Origin of the sequence: Dysosmobacter sp., from assembly GCF_034093755.1 — a bacterium.
In the GTDB taxonomy this organism is placed as follows: domain Bacteria; phylum Bacillota; class Clostridia; order Oscillospirales; family Oscillospiraceae; genus Oscillibacter.
The window spans coordinates 41436-58195 of record NZ_JAXEBZ010000069.1 but is presented as its reverse complement, the minus strand read 5'-3'; the positions used below and the strand labels follow the sequence as shown (position 1 = coordinate 58195).

Here is a 16760-nt window from a genome sequence, read left to right as displayed (position 1 = left end):
ATCAGATTCTTCCGCCGGAACTCCAGGGGCGTCATACCGATGGCCTTGCAGATGTCATCGATGTGGCTCTCCCCGGCAAACATGGCCTGGGGAATGCCGTAGCCCCGCATGGCGCCGGCGGCGGGGCGGTTGGTGAACACCGTCCAGCAGTCGCACTCCAGATTGTCGCAGGGGTACAGCTGGGGGAAGGCTCCCATGCCCTTGGCCACGACGCCGTGGCCGTGGGAGGCGTAGGCGCCCTGGTTGGAGAAGGCCTCGAACTTCCGGGCCACCAGGGTGCCGTCAGGCCGGACGTAGGAGATGATATGGGTGCGGATGGCGTGGCGGACACGGTTGGAGACGAAGGTCTCCTCCCGGCTGCACTCCAGCTTCACCAGGCGGCCTCCCACCTGCTGGCTGCACCAGGCGCACAGCGGCTCATAGAGGGCGTCCTGCTTGTTGCCGAAGCCGCCGCCGATGTAGGGCTTGATCACCCGGACGCCGCCCCAGGGCAGGCCCAGCGCCATGCCCACCACCCGGCGGACAATGTGGGGGATCTGGGTGGAGCTGACCACCACCATCTTCCCGGACTCCTCATAGGCAAAGCAGCCGTGGTTTTCAATGTGGCAGTGCTGCACGGTGGGGGTGTCATACCACCCCTCCACCTTCACCAGACCCGGCTCCCGAATGGCGGCGGCATAGTTGCCCCGGCTGAGGGTGGTGTGGGCCAGCACGTTTCCGGGGAACCGGTCATGAATCTGAGGCGCGCCGGGCTTCATGGCCTCCTGCACGTCCAGCACAAAGGGCAGCTCCTCGTATTCTACCCGGATGGCCCGCAGGGCCTGCCCGGCGGCCACCTCATCCTCCGCGATGACCACCGCCACGTCGTCGCCGTAGTAGCGGACGTGCCGGTTCAGCAGCAGACGGTCTGCCACATCCTGATGGGCCGGGTCCGTGGACCAGGGGTGTCCAGCCGTGGGGAAGGGGCGGTCCGGCGCGTCGAAGCAGGTGAGAATCCGCACAACGACGGGAATTCGCTCCGCCTCCGCCGTATCGATGGACTTCACGAAGCCGTGGGCGATGGTGGAGTGGAGAATTCTGGCCGTCAGCGCCCCCCGGTCGCACAGATCGTCCATGAATTTGGCGCGGCCGGACGCCTTGTCATAGGCGTCTACCCGGGCCACCGGTTTACCGACAGATTTGCTCATGGGCATGGCCTCCTTTCAACGGAAAAGCGTTCTCCCGATTGACGGCGGGAGAGACAGCGGATATACTGAGAATATCGAAACAATGGCAAAGGGGGAAATCCGGAATGGAACACGCGCCGCGTCTGGGCTGCGTGGTGATGGCGGCGGGAAACGCCCGCCGCTTCGGCGCCAACAAGCTCGCCGCCCAGTGGGAGGGAAAACCCCTGATCCGCCGGGCCATGGAAGCCATCCCCACGGAGCTGTACCGCTATCGGGTGGTGGTGACCCAGTATCCGGAGATCGTCGAGCTTGCAAAGGAGTTATCCTTTACTCCCATTGAAAACATACGGCCTGATCTGGGCATCAGCCACACGGTGGCACTGGGGCTCGCCCCGCTGGCAGACTGTGACGCGGTGCTGTTTCAGGTGTCGGACCAGCCGCTGCTGCGGCGGGAGACGGTGGCGGAGCTGACGGAGTTCTACCTGTCCCGGCCGGAGTGCATCGCGGCGCTGAGCCACGGCGGCGTCCGGGGCAACCCCTGCATCTTCCCCGCCCGGTTCTTTCCGGAGCTGCTGGAGCTGTCCGGTGACCGGGGCGGCAGCGCCGTCATCAGGCGTCATCCGGAAGCTCTGGCCCTGTGGGAGAGCGACGCCGGGCAGCTGGCGGATGTGGACACCCCCGCCGCCCTGGAAGCCCTCCGGCAGCTGAAAACCTGATCTGCCCGGACCGCCGCCTTCCGCGGCGGTCTTTTTCTCTCAGAAGAAGAACAGCAGGCTCACCAGCAGGGCAAACAGGTTGGCGTACAGCACTGGCCGCAGGGAGGTCTGCAGCTGGTTTCTCCGGCGGAAATACATCAGAATCCACCAGAAGGGGGCCACGGTGCCCGCCAGCATCTCCATGATCAGCACCGCGGCCAGCACGGTGAACACCGGACTGCCGCCCGGCTCCCACAGTCCGGCCCACTGGCCCAGCAGAAACAGCACGCAGGCCGCCGGGGCCATGGCAGCGCAGACCCAGCCGCGCCGCCGGAACGTTTTTTCGTTCATGGTTCACTTCCTGACATAGGGGGTGTCCTCCAGGGGGAGGCTGGTGCGGAATTTGCCGTCGTAGCGGTAATAGGCGTCGGCAATGGCCGGCGCGGTGGGGATGGCGGTGATCTCACCGATGCCGATGGCGCCGCCGGCCACGTCCAGGCCCTCTTTTTCCACAATGATGGGCACCACTTCCGGAATCTGATTGGCCCGGAACAGGCCCAGGGTGCCGAATTTGGCGGTGGGGCGGCACTCCTCCAGCGGGTAGCGCTCCGTCAGGGCAAAGCCCATGGACATCACCACGCCGCCCTGAATCTGGCCCTCCACCGCGGTGGGGTTCACCGCCCGGCCCATGACGTGGGCCGCCACAATCTTCTCCACCCGGCCCTCGTCATCCAGAATGCACACCTGGGTGGCGTAGCCGTAGGCGATATGGCTGACGGGGTTGGGGACCTTGGCCCCCAGGGGGTCCGTCTTCCCCAGATATTCGCCGAAGAACTCCCGGCCCTCCAGGGCCGCAAGGTCCTGCTCTTCCAGCGCCGCTTTCAGGCTCCGGCAGGCACGGCGGCAGGCCTCGCCGGTGAACAGCGTCTGCCGAGAGCCGGAGGTGGTGCCGGAATCCGGCGAGGTGTCGGTGGCGGAGCGGTGGTACACCACGTCCCGCCGTCCCAGCCCCGTCTGATCGCAGACGGTCTGCACCAGCACGGTGCCCAGGCCCTGACCGATGCAGGAGGCGCCGGCGTAGATGTGGACCTTTCCGTCCTCCACCCGCAGCCGCACCCGGCCCGTGTCCGGGATGCCCACGCCCACGCCGGCGTTTTTCATGGCGCAGGCGATGCCCACATACTTGCCCTGGTCGAAATAGGGCTTCACCGCCTCCAGCGTCTCCACCAGGCCGGCGGAATTATCCACGATCTGGCCGTTGGGCAGCGCCTGCCCCGGCCGGATGGCGTTGCGGTAGCGGATCTCCCAGGGGGAGATGCCCACCAGGTCCGCCATGCGGTTCAGCAGACTCTCAATGCAGAAGCAGGTCTGGGTGACGCCGAAGCCCCGGAAGGCGCCGGCGGGGGGATTGTTGGTGTAATAGGCCCAGCCGTCGATCTCGTAGTTTTCGTAGTGGTAGGGGCCGGCGCCGTGGGTGCAGGCCCGTTCCAGCACCGGGCCGCCCAGGGAGGCGTAGGCGCCGGTGTCGGCAATGACCTCGGCAGCCACGCCCTGAATGATGCCGTTTTCGTCGCAGCCCAGGGAGAATTCCATCTCCATGGGGTGGCGCTTGGGGTGGATCAGCAGGCTCTCCGCCCGGGTGAGCCGCACCTTCACCGGCCGCTTCAGCAGGTACGCCGCCAGCGCCGCGTGGTGCTGCACCGTCACGTCCTCCTTGCCGCCGAAGCCGCCGCCCACCAGACAGTTGCGGACCTTCACCAGCTCCGCCGGCAAGCCCAGCATTCCCATGATCTCATGCTGGGTGTCATAGGCTCCCTGGTCGCTGGACAGCACCACCACGCCCTCCCCTTCCGGGTAGGCCACGGCGCACTCCGGCTCCAGGAAGGCGTGCTCCGTCCAGGGGGTGGAAAACCGCTGGGTCAGCACGTATCTGGACTTGGCGATGGCCTCCGCCGGGTTGCCCCGCTGGATGTGCCGGTGGGCCATCAGATTTCCGCCGGGGTGGAGCTTCGGCGCGTCGAACAGCATGGCCTCCCGGGGACTGCGGACCGGCTCCAGCGGTTCGTAGTCCACCCGCACCAGCTCCTTCGCCTGCTCCAGAATCTCCGGCGTCTCCGCCGCCACCAGGCAGATGGCGTCTCCCAGATAGTGGGTCACGTCCCCCACGGCGATCATGGTGTCCCAGTCCTTCACCAGGTGGCCCACCTTGTTCTCGCCGGGAACGTCAGCGGCGGTGAACACTCCCGCCACGCCGGGCAGCGCCCGGGCCTCTTCCGCATGAATGGCCAGCACCCGGGCACGGGGATATTGGCTGCGGACGGCGCTGGCGTACAGCATGCCGTCCAGGTACACGTCATCGGGATAGATGCCGGTGCCGGTGACCTTCTCCTCCACGTCAATCCGGGGGGCCCGGGCGCCCACGGACCAGTCCGTCTCCTCCGGCAGCGAATTGCCGGTGCGCAGCAGCTCCGCCGCCAGCAGCACCGCGTCGATGATCTTCACATAGCCGGTGCAGCGGCAGATATTGGTGCGGAGGGCAAAGGCCACCTCCTCCCGGCTGGGGGAGGGATTTTTGTCCAGCAGGCCCTTGGCGGCCATCACCATGCCGGGGATGCAGAAGCCGCACTGCACCGCTCCCGCGGCGCCGAAGGCGCTGGTGTAGACCTCCTTTTCCCGGTCCGACAGCCCCTCCGCCGTCACCACGGACTTTCCTTCCAGCCGGTCCGTCCAGGGGACGCAGGCCCGGGTGGGCTTGCCGTCGATGAGCACCGTGCAGGCGCCGCAGGCGCCCTCGCTGCACCCGTCTTTCACCGAGGTCAGGCGCAGTTCATCCCGCAGAAACCGCAGCAGCTTCTCCCGCCGCTCCGTTTCCACCGGTTTTCCGTTTACCGTAAATCGCGCCATAGGCACACCTCCTGTTGGAAAAGGTCAACCTTTTCTTCTATTATACCGGGTCCCGCCGTCGGACGCAATCCTTCCTTTGCGGGGGCGTTATTCTATTCAAAGATTATCCCTTCAGCGGCGGCAGCTCCCAGCCCACAATCAGCACGCCCTTCCGGACAGCCACCCTGGCCCGGGGCTCCAGAATATGGTTGCTGACCCCGATGGGAAACTCCGGCGTCAGCACCGCGTCACGGAGGGGATACTGCAGCCCCTCCTCGTCCACCCCCTCCGCCCGGTCTCCCAGGCAGAAGGCGGAAAACAGCCCCCACTCCACCGTCTTTTCCACGGTCAGTTCCTCGTTTTCAATGGCCGTCCAGACGAAATCGTCATCGTAGAGATAGCCCCGGGCGCCCCGCCGCCGCAGATACAGCAGTGTCTGCAGGTTGGCCAGGGTGTGATCCAGCCGCTTGCCTCCGGTTCCTCCGTAAAGGTGAAATTCTTTACAGCCCTTCTCCAGTCCGGTTTTTACCGCCAGCATGGTGTCCGTGTCGTCCTTCTCCACCGGGGAGCGGAGCACATTGGCAAAGTCCTCCGGCTGGTCCATGGAGTCAAAGTCCCCCAGCAGCAGGTCCGGAACGATTCCCGCCTGCCGGCAGGCCCGGTAGCCGGCATCGGCGGCAATGCACAGGTCGCCGGGGGCCAGGCGCTCCCGCAGGCCGTAAAAGGTTCCGGCAGAAAAAATAAAGCAGCGTTTCATGATTCAGCCTCCCGGACAAGTTCCGTCAACGCGGTATTTTTATCAGTTTACCACACTTCCCCGCCGATGGCAAACCCGTTCCCGTTGGAAAAGGCAGGAGCATCCGCCCCTGCCTCTCCGCCTACAGAATATGGTCCTCGCAGCAGTTGTCCAGCACCGGATAGCCCATCCACTCCGACGTGTCCTCCAGCATCTCCATGGACGTGTGGTCAAACAGCGGGCAGAGCCGCCCTGTCGGGTCCAGGCGCAGCTCCAGCAGGTCCTCCGGCTCCCACGGCCAATCTGTCATTCCTCTCACCCCGCAGTCAGTATGCGCAGACCGCAGACGGATCATGGCTGGAAATTTTTCGACTATTTTCCCCGGTGCTTCTGCTTTTTCTTCTCCTGACGCAGGGCATACTGCCGGTCCCGCTCTTCCTCCCGCAGCTGAAGCCGCCGCTCTTTCCGGGCCAGCCCCGCCTGCTCCCGCTGGAGCTGCAGCGCCTGCTGGGCCTTTGTGCCGATGCCCCGGTTTTGCAGTTGGCTGCTGATCTCCCGCTGCATCCGCTTGGGGCTGATTCTCCGCTCCTCCCCGCCCTCCGCCGGAACCGGCGGGCTGAACTGCAGCTTCTGCCAGTTTTTCAGCAGAAATTCGTAGACTTCACAGTCCTTCGGCTCCCCGCCGAACACGATGCGGCACACCTGGCAGCTCCCGCCGCCGGTGCGCTGGCAGATGCCCACCCAGAAGGGATCCTCAAACAGAATCGTCAGGCTGCTTCCATCCATCCGGCGGCTCCTTTTCCAGCGCGGCCTCCAATCCGTCCAGCCACTTCACCAGCGCCTCATACACCAGCCGCTGCTGGTCAAAAATTGTCCGGCCCACCAGCGGGATATCCGCGAACTCCGCCGCCCAGCGTTCATTTTCCTCCGCCCCGGCGCAAATGCGCTTCCGCAGCGTTCCCAGCAGCGCAAGACCCTCCTCCCGGCCCACCTTGTTCAGGTTGGTGACCATCACGTTGCACTCCAGCAGCAGCGGTGCGCCCCGGCCAGCGCAGGCCGCCATCTCCTGATGAAAGTATTCCCGCCCGGCCTCCGTGACGGAATACACCGTCTTATCTGCAAAGCGATCTCCCTTTACAGTGCTGCTCTGCAGGTAGCCCCGGTCCTTCAGCTCCAGCACCTTCCGGTAGACGGAGGGCACGCTGATCCGCGTCCAGCGGGAAAAGTGGTGGTATTCCACATCCTTCTGCAGATCGTAGGCGCTGCGGGGTCTCTCCAGCACCATACCCAGAATCACAAGATCAATGGACGCCATTGGCCTCCCTCCTTTCCTATCGATAATATTACTATTGTCAATAGTAAAAGTCAAGAAAAACCGCCTCCGGGAACCCATTCAGGTTCCCGGAGGCGGTTGGTTCTGTTTCCGTGCCTGTCACACCGACACAATCTTCCAGGCGCACCACGCCAGCAGCGCCGCCATGACGGCATTCACAATCCGGCAGTACCGCTTGTACAGGGGGAACAAAGCGCTGCCCAGGGTGGCCCAGATCAGGTTGCCGGTTCCGGCGCAGAGGGTCATGATGGCGGCAAAGGCCAGCACATAGCCCAGGTGAAAGCCATGGGGCAGGATGTAGCCGGAGTAGAACGCCACACCCAGCATCAGGATTTTCACATTCAGGAACTGCAGCAGAAAGCCGTTGACATAGGTCAGGGGCTTTGCCTCCGCCGAACCGCTGCCGGCGGAGCGGGTCAGGGTCTTGTAGGCCAGATACAGCACATAGGCGGCGCCCACGTACTTGGCCACAGGCACCACCTGGGGCAGCAGCCCGCCCAGGGCGGCGCAGCCGAAGCCGCAGATGAGCATTACCGTCAGAAGTCCCGTCCAGATCCCCAGAATCAGCGGGCGGCAGCGGCGGAAGCCGAAGGTGCTGGCGCTGCTGAGCAGCAGGATATTGTTGGGGCCGGGGGTAAAGGTGGTGGCGCAGGCAGACAGCGCCAACTCCAGGAAAACGGTTGTCATGACGGCTCTCCTTTATATTATATAATGTATGTCAGTCCTGCACGCCGGCCTTCCGCAGCTCCACGAACTGCTTGGCCACCCGTGCGCTGCGGCCGCCCATGCGGATGGCAAAGGCCTCGCTGCGGACCGCCAGCTCCCTCTCGTCCATCTCCAGGCCGTACTGCCGGGCCAGCTCCTTCACGATGTAGAGATACCGGTCCCGGTCGGGGCTGGTGAAGGTGATGGTGAGGCCGAAGCGGGCGGACAGGCTCATCAGCTCCTGGCGGGTGTCGCTCTCGTGGATGTCATCGCCGGTGCGGTCCGTCAGGGTCTCCTTGATGAGGTGGCGGCGGTTGCTGGTGGCGTACACCGCGATGTTCTGGGCGCGGCCGCCCACGCTGCCCTCCAGAATGGCTTTCAGGGCGGCGAAGTTGTCGTCGTTGGCGGTGAAGCTCAGATCGTCGATGAACAGGATGAATTTCAGCGGGTTGGCCGCCAACTCGTCCATCAGGTCGGGAATCTGATACAGCTGGTTCTTCTTCACCTCTACCAGGCGCAGTCCCTGGTTGGCGTAGGCGTTGGCGATGGCCTTGATGCAGCTGGACTTGCCGGTGCCGGCATCGCCGTACAGCAGCACGTTGTTGGCGGGCTGGCCCTGCAGCAGCGCCAGGGTGTTGGCAATGACCTTCTCCCGCTCCCGCTCGTAGCCCGGCAGCTCCTCCAGTTGCTGGGGGTCCGGATGCTTCACCGGCACCAGCCGGCCGTTCTCCACGGTAAACATATGGTGGCGGGCAAACATGCCATAGCCCTTGGACCCCACTTCCCGGAGGCGGGTGGCGTAGTCTGCCGCAATGTCCTTATCCGAGGTGTTCCAGCTCTCATGATACACGTCAGGGTCCGGATACTCGGCGCCCTGGATGAAGTCCTCCAGCGTCAGCCGGGACAGCTCGTTGAGAAACTGCAGCTCATGCTCCATGTGGGCCTTCAGCAGGGGGCTGAAGGTCTCCGGATCGTGCTGGCGGACACAGACGTTCTCGTTCTCCATGACGATCTCATAGAGGTAGTCCGTCCAGTTGTCGCAGCCCTTGTCAAACAGCACGGATTCAAAAGCGGCGCAGGCCTCCACAAAGTCATCCTCCGTACCGCTGCAGCGGGCCTCCAGCGTGCGGCGCAGCGCCTGCACGGCGGGATCCTCCAGCAAGCCCCGGAAAATCACCAGGCTGATGAGGCGGCGGCGGATGGTATTCAGGCTTTTCATTACTTCAGAACCGCTCCTTCGTCGGCGCTGGTGACCATGCGGGCGTAGCGGCTCAGCCAGCCGGTGGTGATATTGGGCGCGGGCTGCACGTAAGCGGCACGGCGGGCGGCCAGCTCCTCGTCAGACACCAGCAGCGTCACGGAGGCGTTGGGGATGTCGATGGTAATCCGGTCTCCTTCCCGCACCAGTCCGATGGGGCCGCCGGCGGCCGCCTCGGGGCTGACGTGGCCGATGGAGGCGCCGCGGCTGGCGCCGGAGAAGCGGCCGTCGGTGATGAGGGCCACCGTCTTGTCCAGGCCCATGCCCGCCAGGGCGGAGGTGGGATTCAGCATCTCCCGCATGCCGGGGCCGCCCTTGGGGCCCTCGTAGAGGATGACCACCACATCGCCGGGGACGATTCTGCCCTCATAAATGGCGGCGATGGCGTCTTCCTCGCTGTTGAACACCCGGGCGGGGCCGGTGTGGGTCTGCATCTCAGGGGCCACGGCGCTGCGCTTCACCACGCAGCCGTTGGGGGCCAGGTTGCCCCACAGAACCTGCAGGCCGCCAGTGGGGCTGTAGGGGTCCTCGATGGGACGGATGGCGTTGTGGTTCAGGTTTTTCGCGCCCCGGATGTTCTCCCCCACCGTCTTGCCGGTGACGGTGATGCACTCCAGGTCCAGCAGGTTCTGCTTGGCCAGCTCCGCCTGCACGGCGGGAATGCCGCCGGCGGCGTACAGGTCCGGCATGTGGGTGGGACCGGCAGGAGCCAGATGGCACAGGTTGGGGGTCTTGGCGGAGATCTCGTTGAACAGCGCCAGATCCACCGGCACGCCCGCCTCGTGGGCGATGGCCAGCAGGTGCAGCACCGTGTTGGTGGAGCAGCCCAGGGCCATGTCGCAGGTCAGGGCGTTGCGGATGCTGCGCTCGTTGATGATATCCCGGGCGCAGATGTTGCGGCGGACCATCTCCACAATGGCGGCGCCGGCCCGGCGGCCCAGCTGCAGCCGCTTGCTGTAGGGGGCAGGGATGGTGCCGTTGCCGGGAAGGGCGATGCCGATGGCCTCGCACAGGCAGTTCATGCTGTTGGCGGTGTACATGCCGGAGCAGCTGCCGCAGCTGGGACAGCTGTTCTGGGTGCACTCCTCCAGCTTCTCCTCGTCAATGAGGCCCGCCTTGTAGGAGCCAACGGCCTCGAACATCTTGGACAGGCTCACCTCCTGGCCGTTAAAGGTGCCGGCCAGCATGGGGCCGCCGCTGCACACCACCGTGGGCACGTTCATCCGGGCGGCGGCCATCACCATGCCCGGCACGATTTTGTCGCAGTTGGGGATCAGCACCATGCCGTCGAACTGGTGGGCCTGGAACATGGTCTCCACGCTGTCGCAGATCAGCTCCCGGCTGGCCAGGGAGTACTTCATGCCCACATGGCCCATGGCGATGCCGTCGCACACGCCGATGGCCGGAACCATGAAGGGAGTGCCGCCGGCGGCCTCCACGCCGCTTTTCACGGCCTGGGTCAGCTTATCCAGATTCATGTGGCCGGGGACGATGTCGCTGTGGGCACTGACCACGGCGATCAGGGGCTTTTCCAGGTCCTCCGGCGTGTAGCCGAGGGCGTAGAAAAGGCTGCGGTTTGGCGCCCGCTCGGGGCCTTTTGTCACGTTGTCACTACGCATGGCGTTCTCCTTTTCGCTTTTCCGGCGGACCGGGGATGCCCCGGTCCGCCTGGGATTGTGTGTTTACTTTTTCAGCCAGCTCATCATGGCCCGCAGCTGGGCGCCCACCTTCTCGATGGGGTGCTCGGCGGCCATGCGGCGCTGGGCCAGGAAGTGGGTCTTGCGGCCGCCGTTGGGGCTCATCTCCGTCAGGAATTCGGAGGCGAAGGTGCCGTCCTGAATCTCCCGGAGGATCTGGCGCATCTCCTTCTTGGTGTCCTCGGTGATGAGGCGCTTGCGGGTGCGGTAGTCGCCGTACTCGGCGGTGTTGGAGATGGAGTAGCTCATCTTTCCGAAGCCGCCCTGGTTGATCAGGTCGATGATCAGCTTCATCTCGTGGCAGGTCTCAAAGTAGGCCATCTCCGGCTCGTAGCCGGCCTCCACCAGCGTCTCGAAGCCGGCCTGGATCAGACCGCAGACACCGCCGCACAGCACCGCCTGCTCGCCGAACAGGTCCGTCTCCGTCTCCTCCTTGAAGGTGGTCTCCAGGATGCCGGCCCGGCCGGCGCCGATGGCGGAGGCGTAGGCCAGGGCCACATCCTTGGCCTTGCCGGTGAAGTTCTGCTCCACGCAGATCAGGCTGGGGACGCCCTTGCCCTCCAGATACTGGCTGCGGACGGTGTGGCCGGGGCCCTTGGGGGCGATCATGATCACGTCCACATTCTCGGGAGGCACGATGGTCTTGAAGTGGATGTTGAAGCCGTGGGCAAAGGCCAGCGTCTTGCCCTCGGTCATGTAGGGGGCCACCTGCTTGTTGTAGATGTCGGCGCACAGCTCATCAGGCACCAGCATCATCACCACGTCGCCTGCCTTGGCGGCCTCTTCCACTTCCATCACCCGGAAATTGGGGCAGGTCTCGGCGAACTTGGCGGCCTTTTCCCAGTGGGCAGAGCCCTTCCGCAGGCCCACCACCACGTTGACGCCGCTCTCGGCCAGGTTTTCGGAATGGGCGTGGCCCTGAGAGCCGAAGCCGATGACGGCCACGGTCTTGCCGTCCAGCATCCCCAGATTGCAGTCGGAATCGTAGTACTTTTTCACAGCCATGATGTTCGTTCTCCTTTTTGTTGTTTTGATGTTTTGTTGTCTGATGGGATTCGGAATGGGTTTCTGTGCTGATGGCGACCGCCGATGGAGGGTCGGAATAATCAAAAACGCCTTTGCCTCTTGCAAACCAAGAGGCAAAGGCGTCTAAAACCTTCGCGGTACCACTCTTGTTAACGATGCGTCACCACATCGTCATCTCAGCAGGCTCCAACAAGCCCTGCACGGTAACGGGTGCGTCCGGCTCTGCCTAACGGTCTCCCCTCAGCAGGCTACTCCGGGATGATTTCGCCCTCCCCGACGCTTGCTGCCTTGCACCGACCGGCAGTTCTCTGAAAGCGGAGCGAAGCGGGTTACTTGTTCCCTTCATCATATTTCTTGAGTGAGATTCTGCCATACCTGTCGAAAAATGTCAAGCATTATTTTGCATTAAAGCGAAAAATTTTTCTCCTCCCTCTTCCGGCTACGGGAAGCGGCCCCCGGTTGTCAAAAAAGCCTCGCAGAGTTCGCACCCGCAGGTGCGAAAAAAGTGGAATCTGTTTTTTCCGGCAGAGTGTACGTCGGGAAAACACTTCTCGGCCCGCAAGTGTGCGAGCAGCGGGCCGCAGCCCTTCTCGTCAAAGTGGCTTTGCCGCTTTGACGAAAGTAGCGGCCCCCGGTCCGCGGACCGGGGGCCTTGGGGAGAAAAGAGGGTGGATTCGGATTACAGCTCGCCCACAGCGGCCTCGACGGCGTTGAGCAGCTCGTCGGACTCCACCAGGCCGATGGTAGCCTTGGACTGGTCCCGCATGTAGAAGTCATCGTTCTGGAACTTGATCAGATCGGTGACCATGCCGTAGGCGATGGACGTGCCCTTGCCCAGCTGGAACTGGCCCAGCTTGTCGGCGGTGATAAAGATGCCGCGGGAGGCCAGCAGCAGCTCGATGCCCAGAATCTTCTCCAGGTTCTTGATCACCAGCTGGCACTTCCGGGCTGCCCAGGGCGCCATGGACACATGGTCCTCCTGATTGGCCTTGGTGGGAATGTTGTCGCACACGGAGGGGAAGGCCAGGGTCTTGTTCTCAGAGGCCAGGGCGGAGGTGGGGCAGCAGATGATGTTGTAGCCGTAATTCAGGCCGATGGGCTCACCGGCCAGAGCCAGGGGCAGACCGTAGCTCAGGGTGGGGTCGCACATGGTGAAGCAGCGGCGGTCAGAGATGTTGCCGATCTCCACCAGGGACATGGTCAGCAGATCCATGGCAAAGCCGGTGGGCTCACCGTGGAAGTTGCCGCCGGACAGGAACTCATAGTGGCCGTCGCCCTTGGGGAAGATCAGGGGGTTGTCGGTGGCGGCGTTGATCTCCACTTCCACCAGATGCTTCACATAGTCCAGGTTCTCCCGGCAGACGCCGTGGACCTGGGGCATGCAGCGGAAGCAGTAGTTGTCCTGCACCCGCTCCTGATAGTGGGGGTGCATGATGTCGTGCTCCAGATGGACTTTGCGGGCATCCTCCGTCACGCGCTGGCTGCCTTCCACCAGGCGCAGCACGTTGGCGGCCGTCTTGATCTGGCCGGCGTAGGGACGGGCCGCCTGGATCCGGGGATCGAAGGCGCGGGTCTCGGCGCGGATGGCCTCCATGGACAGGGCGGTGGTGATCTCAGACAGCTTGTACAGCCGCTCGGCGTCGTGGATGTTCAGGCAGGCCATGCCGGCGAACATGGTGGTGCCGTTCAGCAGCGCCAGGCAGTCCTTGGCCTTCAGCTGGAACTCCACCGGGGTGATGCCGGCCTTCTTCAGGGCCTCCTGGGCGGGCATCCGCTCACCCTGGTAGAAGGCCTCCGCCTGGGGCACGCCGATGAGCACGGAGACGATGTGGGCCATGGGAGCCAGGTCGCCGCAGGCGCCCACGGAGCCCTGCCAGGGCACCACGGGATGGACGCCCTTGTTCAGCAGTTCCACCAGACGCTCCACCACCACGGGCCGCAGGCCGGACACGCCGCGGCAGAAGGCGTTGAGCCGGACGCACATGGCCGCGCGGACCACGTCCTCAGGGGCGGGGTCGCCCACGCCGCCGCAGTGGGACAGCACGGTGCGGTACTGGTGCAGATCGCTCTCCTCGATGGAGACCTTGTGGTCCTTGTGCTTGCCAAGGCCGGTGTTGAAGCCGTAGACGGCAGGCGCGTCGTCCCGCATCCACTCGTCCTCCATGTACTGGCGGACCTGGGCGATATGGGCCATGCAGCCGGCGTCGATCTCCACCTGATAGCCATGACGGGCCACATTGACCACGTCTTCGATCTGCAGATCCACGCCGTTGAGAATTACTTTGTTCATGACAGAACCTCCTGTTGTATCTAACGCAATTTTAAACGCTGTTTCCCGGAAAAGCAATCACAGTTTCCTCCGGCTGCCGGACGGCAGCCGCGAAAAACCACTTCCGGCAGTCATCACTGCTCCGCGCTGGTACGGCGCTGAACAGCCTCCTGGAAGGCCTGACGGTCGGGAACGTACTTGTTCTTGCCCCAGCCGCGGATACCGCCGCGCACCTTGTTGTCATAGAACATGCCGAAGCCGGTATAGCCGCAGATGATGGTGAAGATGGGAACGATGTAGCCCCAGACGTAATAGGGGGCGAAGTCGGTGGTGGCCATGCCGAACAGGCCGGACATATAGGCGCCGCCGCTGGTCCAGGGCGCCAGGCACTGCACCACCACAGCCATCTCGCAGACGCGGGACAGCACCTTGCGGTGAATGTTCCAGTCATCATAGGCAGAGCCGAAGGCGGCGCTGGTCAGGATGTAGGCGCCGTAGCTGTTGCCGGTGAGGTAGCACAGCAGCGTGGTGGTAATGGTGGAGGAAGTCACCACATTGCCGGGAGAGGAGATCATGCCCTTGAAGTGGTACACAATGGTCTCCAGGGTCTTGGTCTCCCGCAGGACGCTGCCCAGAGGCATGCCGCAGATGATGATGGTAATCACGCTGGTCATGGAGTTCAGGCCGCCCTTGCCCAGCATGGAGTCCACAGCCTTCACGCCGGTTTCCAGCTTCAGGCCGCCGGCCAGCGCGGTGCAGACCTCCTTGAAGGTGAAGCCCTGGGTCAGAGCAAACACCATGCCCACGGCAATGGCGATGCCCAGGGCCTGGATGGAGCCCATCTTCTTGTAAATGCAGAAGCCCAGAATCAGGATGGGGATCAGCAGCAGCGGGTTCAGCCAGAAGTTCTCATGCAGGGCGGTGGACAGCTCCGCCAGAGCGGACATATCCACAGAGGAGCCGCCGTACTTCCAGCCCATGATTCCGTAGATGATGCAGGAGAGGATGGTGGAAGGAATGATCACAAAGACCATGGAGTGCACATGCTCCATCAGCTCCGTCTCGGCGGCGGCAGCGGCGCAGTTGGTGGACTCGGAGATGGGGGACAGCTTGTCGCCGAAGTAGGCGCCGGTGAGGATGGGGCCTACGATCATGGGCGCGGGAATGCCCATGGTGGTGCCGATGCCGAACAGGGCCAGACCCACAGTGCCCGCGGTGGTCCAGGAGCTGCCGCAGCAGACGGACAGGATGCAGCAGGCCAGGCAGGTCATGGGCAGGAACAGTCTGGGAACGATGATTCTCATGCCCACGTCAATCAGATACGGAACCACGCCGGCAGCGCACCAGGCGGCGATCAGCATACCGATCATCAGGTTGATGATCATGGCCAGTGCGCCTACCCGGATGCCGTCCATCAGCATGGCTTCAATCCGCTTCCAGCTGAATCCCAGGAAACCGGCAAAGCTGCAGGAAATAAACAGGCAGATGGAAAGGGCAATCTGCGCAGAGATCTTCTGGAACAGAATCAGCCAGACCAGCAACGCCAGGATCACAACCACAACCAGAAGCGCTTCGCCGAATTTGGGCGCGCGGCCAACCCGGTCGGCCTTTTCAGATACTGTGTAGAACTTTGACTTTTTCTCTGACATTGGGATTCCCTCCTAAAATTTTTTCAAAACTCCACCCGGAGATACCGCCCGTTTTCGCTGTCAGATTCTGGCGTGGAGCACCTCGTCGCCGATCTTCGCCAGGCGGACCAGCTCCTCGGCCTCCTCCACGGAGGTGATCACCGGCATCAGCTGGCCGCAGACCTCCCAGGGGAACACCGTGGCGAACCATCTGTACATGCGGGTCAGGTAGCCGAACCAGCTCCACAGCAGGTCCTTCAGGTCCTTCTTGTTGTCGATGGTGTCAAAGCTGTCCACCACGTGGTTGTAAAACTGCCACGCCTTGGGGACGTTGAACCAGGCGGCGGGAGCGCCGTTGGGGTCCTCGTCGCCCAGCAGCTTGCACTTGCGGTAGTAGGTGAAAATGAACATCTTCTTGATGTGTTCCACGTCGAAGGAATCGTCGGCGATGGCCTGATACATCAGCGGTTCAATGATGTAGGGTCCCAGGCCCTGCAGCTCGGAAACCTGGAAGAACATGTTGCCGAAATAGTTGCCGTGGGCCGCGCCGGCCCGGCCGGGGAAATAGCCCTTCTTGCTCAGGGTAACCTCAATGGGTTCCTCTGTCCAGATCCGGTCGATCTCCTGCTCGATCTCATCTTTCACTTCGGTCCAGTGCATTCCCATGTCAGTTCTCCTCTCTGCTGACGTTCAGAACCGCCAGCTTGTGGTAGTAGTAGGTGTGGTTCCAGACGTCCTCGCCCGCCTTGATCAGCAGATCCAGATACTCCGGGTCCACCCGGGCCGTCACCGCGCCGGCGATGCTGGGCTCCGTGCAGAAGCCGTAAACCACGTACAGCTTCGTCCCGGACCAGAGCAGGTCGCCCGCTTTCAGGGAGGTGTACCCCACCTTGTTGCGGCCAATGGGGTTGGCCAGGTGGGACTCGGTGTTGGGGCTACGGCTGGGCCGCCGGAAGGCCGGGAAGGAAAAGCCGGTGGACAGGGTATTGTGGCAGATCAGCGGCTCCGGGTCCTCCGCGAATTCCCACAGGCTCGCGCTCAGCTCCGGTTCTTCTTCCTCCAGCAGGGTTGCCAGAACGGCCGTTCCGTTCGGAAACGTCAGTTTGATCTTTTTCATGATAGCTCCTTTCACCAACTGTATTTGGGAACCGATTGTCTGCCCTGATTGTATAAAAGGGTTCGACGCTTTTTCAACGTCCCGGAGGACTGCTCCCCGCCGGCAGGCCCTCCGGCCAGATTCCGCAAAAAGTCTCCTTATTTGCAGGAAATCCCCGTTTTCCTGCAAATAAGGAGATCGCTTGGGACCGGAATCAAATCGTCCGTCCTCCGCTGATCTATAGGGAAATTTAATGGGAGTCCGGTTT

The 16760-nt window shown here is 63.3% G+C and carries 16 protein-coding genes and 1 other annotated feature; of the genes, 1 reads left to right on the top strand and 15 read right to left on the bottom strand.

Annotated elements, in window-relative coordinates:
• Positions 1–1187: molybdopterin cofactor-binding domain-containing protein (locus SOX55_RS09215; protein ID WP_325287151.1), on the bottom strand; the 1187-nt coding region annotated here is incomplete at its 3' end.
• Positions 1188–1291: 104 nt separating this feature from the next.
• On the opposite strand from SOX55_RS09215, the gene SOX55_RS09210 reads away from it, so the two are divergent.
• Positions 1292–1882: a nucleotidyltransferase family protein gene (locus SOX55_RS09210; protein ID WP_325287150.1), complete on the top strand. Its 591-nt coding sequence runs from the start codon at positions 1292–1294 to the stop codon at positions 1880–1882.
• Positions 1883–1921: 39 nt separating this feature from the next.
• Here SOX55_RS09210 and SOX55_RS09205 read toward each other — a convergent pair whose 3' ends face one another.
• The 14 genes from SOX55_RS09205 to SOX55_RS09140 form a co-directional block, all read right to left on the bottom strand.
• The gene (locus tag SOX55_RS09205) at positions 1922–2212 is read right to left on the bottom strand and encodes a hypothetical protein (RefSeq protein WP_325287149.1); all 291 of its coding nucleotides are present in this window, start codon (positions 2210–2212) and stop codon (positions 1922–1924) included.
• Between the two features lie 3 nt (positions 2213–2215).
• Positions 2216–4765 carry a selenium-dependent xanthine dehydrogenase gene (xdh, locus tag SOX55_RS09200; RefSeq protein WP_325287148.1) on the bottom strand — a complete coding sequence of 850 codons (2550 nt, stop codon included), beginning with the start codon at positions 4763–4765 and terminating at the stop codon, positions 2216–2218.
• A 103-nt stretch (positions 4766–4868) separates the two neighbouring features.
• Positions 4869–5501 (bottom strand): thiamine diphosphokinase, encoded by a 633-nt coding sequence (locus SOX55_RS09195; protein WP_325287147.1) that lies wholly within the window; start codon positions 5499–5501, stop codon positions 4869–4871.
• A 121-nt stretch (positions 5502–5622) separates the two neighbouring features.
• Positions 5623–5790 (bottom strand): hypothetical protein, encoded by a 168-nt coding sequence (locus tag SOX55_RS09190; protein WP_325287146.1) that lies wholly within the window; start codon positions 5788–5790, stop codon positions 5623–5625.
• Positions 5791–5852: 62 nt separating this feature from the next.
• On the bottom strand, positions 5853–6266 hold the full coding sequence (locus tag SOX55_RS09185) for a YjdF family protein (RefSeq protein ID WP_325287145.1): 414 nt from the start codon (positions 6264–6266) through the stop codon (positions 5853–5855).
• A complete protein-coding gene (locus tag SOX55_RS09180; RefSeq protein ID WP_325287144.1) occupies positions 6235–6795 on the bottom strand; it encodes a PadR family transcriptional regulator in 561 nt (186 codons plus the stop codon). The genes SOX55_RS09185 and SOX55_RS09180 overlap by 32 nt, the downstream gene beginning before the upstream one ends.
• A gap of 117 nt (positions 6796–6912) precedes the next feature.
• The gene (locus tag SOX55_RS09175; RefSeq protein ID WP_325287143.1) at positions 6913–7500 is read right to left on the bottom strand and encodes a LysE family transporter; all 588 of its coding nucleotides are present in this window, start codon (positions 7498–7500) and stop codon (positions 6913–6915) included.
• A 31-nt stretch (positions 7501–7531) separates the two neighbouring features.
• Positions 7532–8737, bottom strand: a complete 1206-nt coding sequence (locus SOX55_RS09170; protein WP_325287142.1) for an ATP-binding protein — start codon at positions 8735–8737, stop codon at positions 7532–7534.
• Complete coding sequence (ilvD, locus tag SOX55_RS09165) at positions 8737–10395, bottom strand: dihydroxy-acid dehydratase (protein WP_325287141.1); 1659 nt, start codon at positions 10393–10395, stop codon at positions 8737–8739. The genes SOX55_RS09170 and ilvD overlap by 1 nt, the downstream gene beginning before the upstream one ends.
• 63 nt (positions 10396–10458) lie before the next feature.
• Positions 10459–11478 (bottom strand): ketol-acid reductoisomerase, encoded by a 1020-nt coding sequence (gene ilvC, locus SOX55_RS09160; RefSeq protein WP_325287140.1) that lies wholly within the window; start codon positions 11476–11478, stop codon positions 10459–10461.
• Between the two features lie 127 nt (positions 11479–11605).
• Positions 11606–11854 (bottom strand) — a binding site (T-box leader).
• A gap of 324 nt (positions 11855–12178) precedes the next feature.
• A complete protein-coding gene (locus SOX55_RS09155; RefSeq protein ID WP_325287139.1) occupies positions 12179–13789 on the bottom strand; it encodes an HAL/PAL/TAL family ammonia-lyase in 1611 nt (536 codons plus the stop codon).
• Positions 13790–13902: 113 nt separating this feature from the next.
• Positions 13903–15417, bottom strand: coding sequence for a Na+/H+ antiporter NhaC family protein (locus tag SOX55_RS09150; protein WP_325287138.1), 1515 nt, complete (start codon positions 15415–15417; stop codon positions 13903–13905).
• Between the two features lie 60 nt (positions 15418–15477).
• Entirely contained in the window at positions 15478–16062 is a 585-nt protein-coding gene (locus tag SOX55_RS09145; RefSeq protein WP_325287137.1) for a hypothetical protein, read from the bottom strand.
• 1 nt (position 16063) lies between these two features.
• Positions 16064–16513 (bottom strand): hypothetical protein, encoded by a 450-nt coding sequence (locus tag SOX55_RS09140; protein WP_325287136.1) that lies wholly within the window; start codon positions 16511–16513, stop codon positions 16064–16066.
• Positions 16514–16760: the final 247 nt, after the last annotated feature.

Excerpts from the sequence above, each read along its gene's own strand:
- xdh (WP_325287148.1), bottom strand. The coding sequence starts at position 4,765 with ATGGCGCGATTTACGGTAAACGGAAAACCGGTGGAAACGGAGCGGCGG.
- SOX55_RS09170 (WP_325287142.1), bottom strand. The coding sequence starts at position 8,737 with ATGAAAAGCCTGAATACCATCCGCCGCCGCCTCATCAGCCTGGTGATT.
- SOX55_RS09140 (WP_325287136.1), bottom strand. The coding sequence starts at position 16,513 with ATGAAAAAGATCAAACTGACGTTTCCGAACGGAACGGCCGTTCTGGCA.
- SOX55_RS09205 (WP_325287149.1), bottom strand. The coding sequence starts at position 2,212 with ATGAACGAAAAAACGTTCCGGCGGCGCGGCTGGGTCTGCGCTGCCATG.
- SOX55_RS09180 (WP_325287144.1), bottom strand. The coding sequence starts at position 6,795 with ATGGCGTCCATTGATCTTGTGATTCTGGGTATGGTGCTGGAGAGACCC.
- ilvC (WP_325287140.1), bottom strand. The coding sequence starts at position 11,478 with ATGGCTGTGAAAAAGTACTACGATTCCGACTGCAATCTGGGGATGCTG.
- SOX55_RS09145 (WP_325287137.1), bottom strand. The coding sequence starts at position 16,062 with ATGGGAATGCACTGGACCGAAGTGAAAGATGAGATCGAGCAGGAGATC.
- SOX55_RS09150 (WP_325287138.1), bottom strand. The coding sequence starts at position 15,417 with ATGTCAGAGAAAAAGTCAAAGTTCTACACAGTATCTGAAAAGGCCGAC.
- SOX55_RS09210 (WP_325287150.1), top strand. The coding sequence starts at position 1,292 with ATGGAACACGCGCCGCGTCTGGGCTGCGTGGTGATGGCGGCGGGAAAC.
- SOX55_RS09155 (WP_325287139.1), bottom strand. The coding sequence starts at position 13,789 with ATGAACAAAGTAATTCTCAACGGCGTGGATCTGCAGATCGAAGACGTG.
- ilvD (WP_325287141.1), bottom strand. The coding sequence starts at position 10,395 with ATGCGTAGTGACAACGTGACAAAAGGCCCCGAGCGGGCGCCAAACCGC.
- SOX55_RS09175 (WP_325287143.1), bottom strand. The coding sequence starts at position 7,500 with ATGACAACCGTTTTCCTGGAGTTGGCGCTGTCTGCCTGCGCCACCACC.
- SOX55_RS09185 (WP_325287145.1), bottom strand. The coding sequence starts at position 6,266 with ATGGATGGAAGCAGCCTGACGATTCTGTTTGAGGATCCCTTCTGGGTG.
- SOX55_RS09190 (WP_325287146.1), bottom strand. The coding sequence starts at position 5,790 with ATGACAGATTGGCCGTGGGAGCCGGAGGACCTGCTGGAGCTGCGCCTG.
- SOX55_RS09195 (WP_325287147.1), bottom strand. The coding sequence starts at position 5,501 with ATGAAACGCTGCTTTATTTTTTCTGCCGGAACCTTTTACGGCCTGCGG.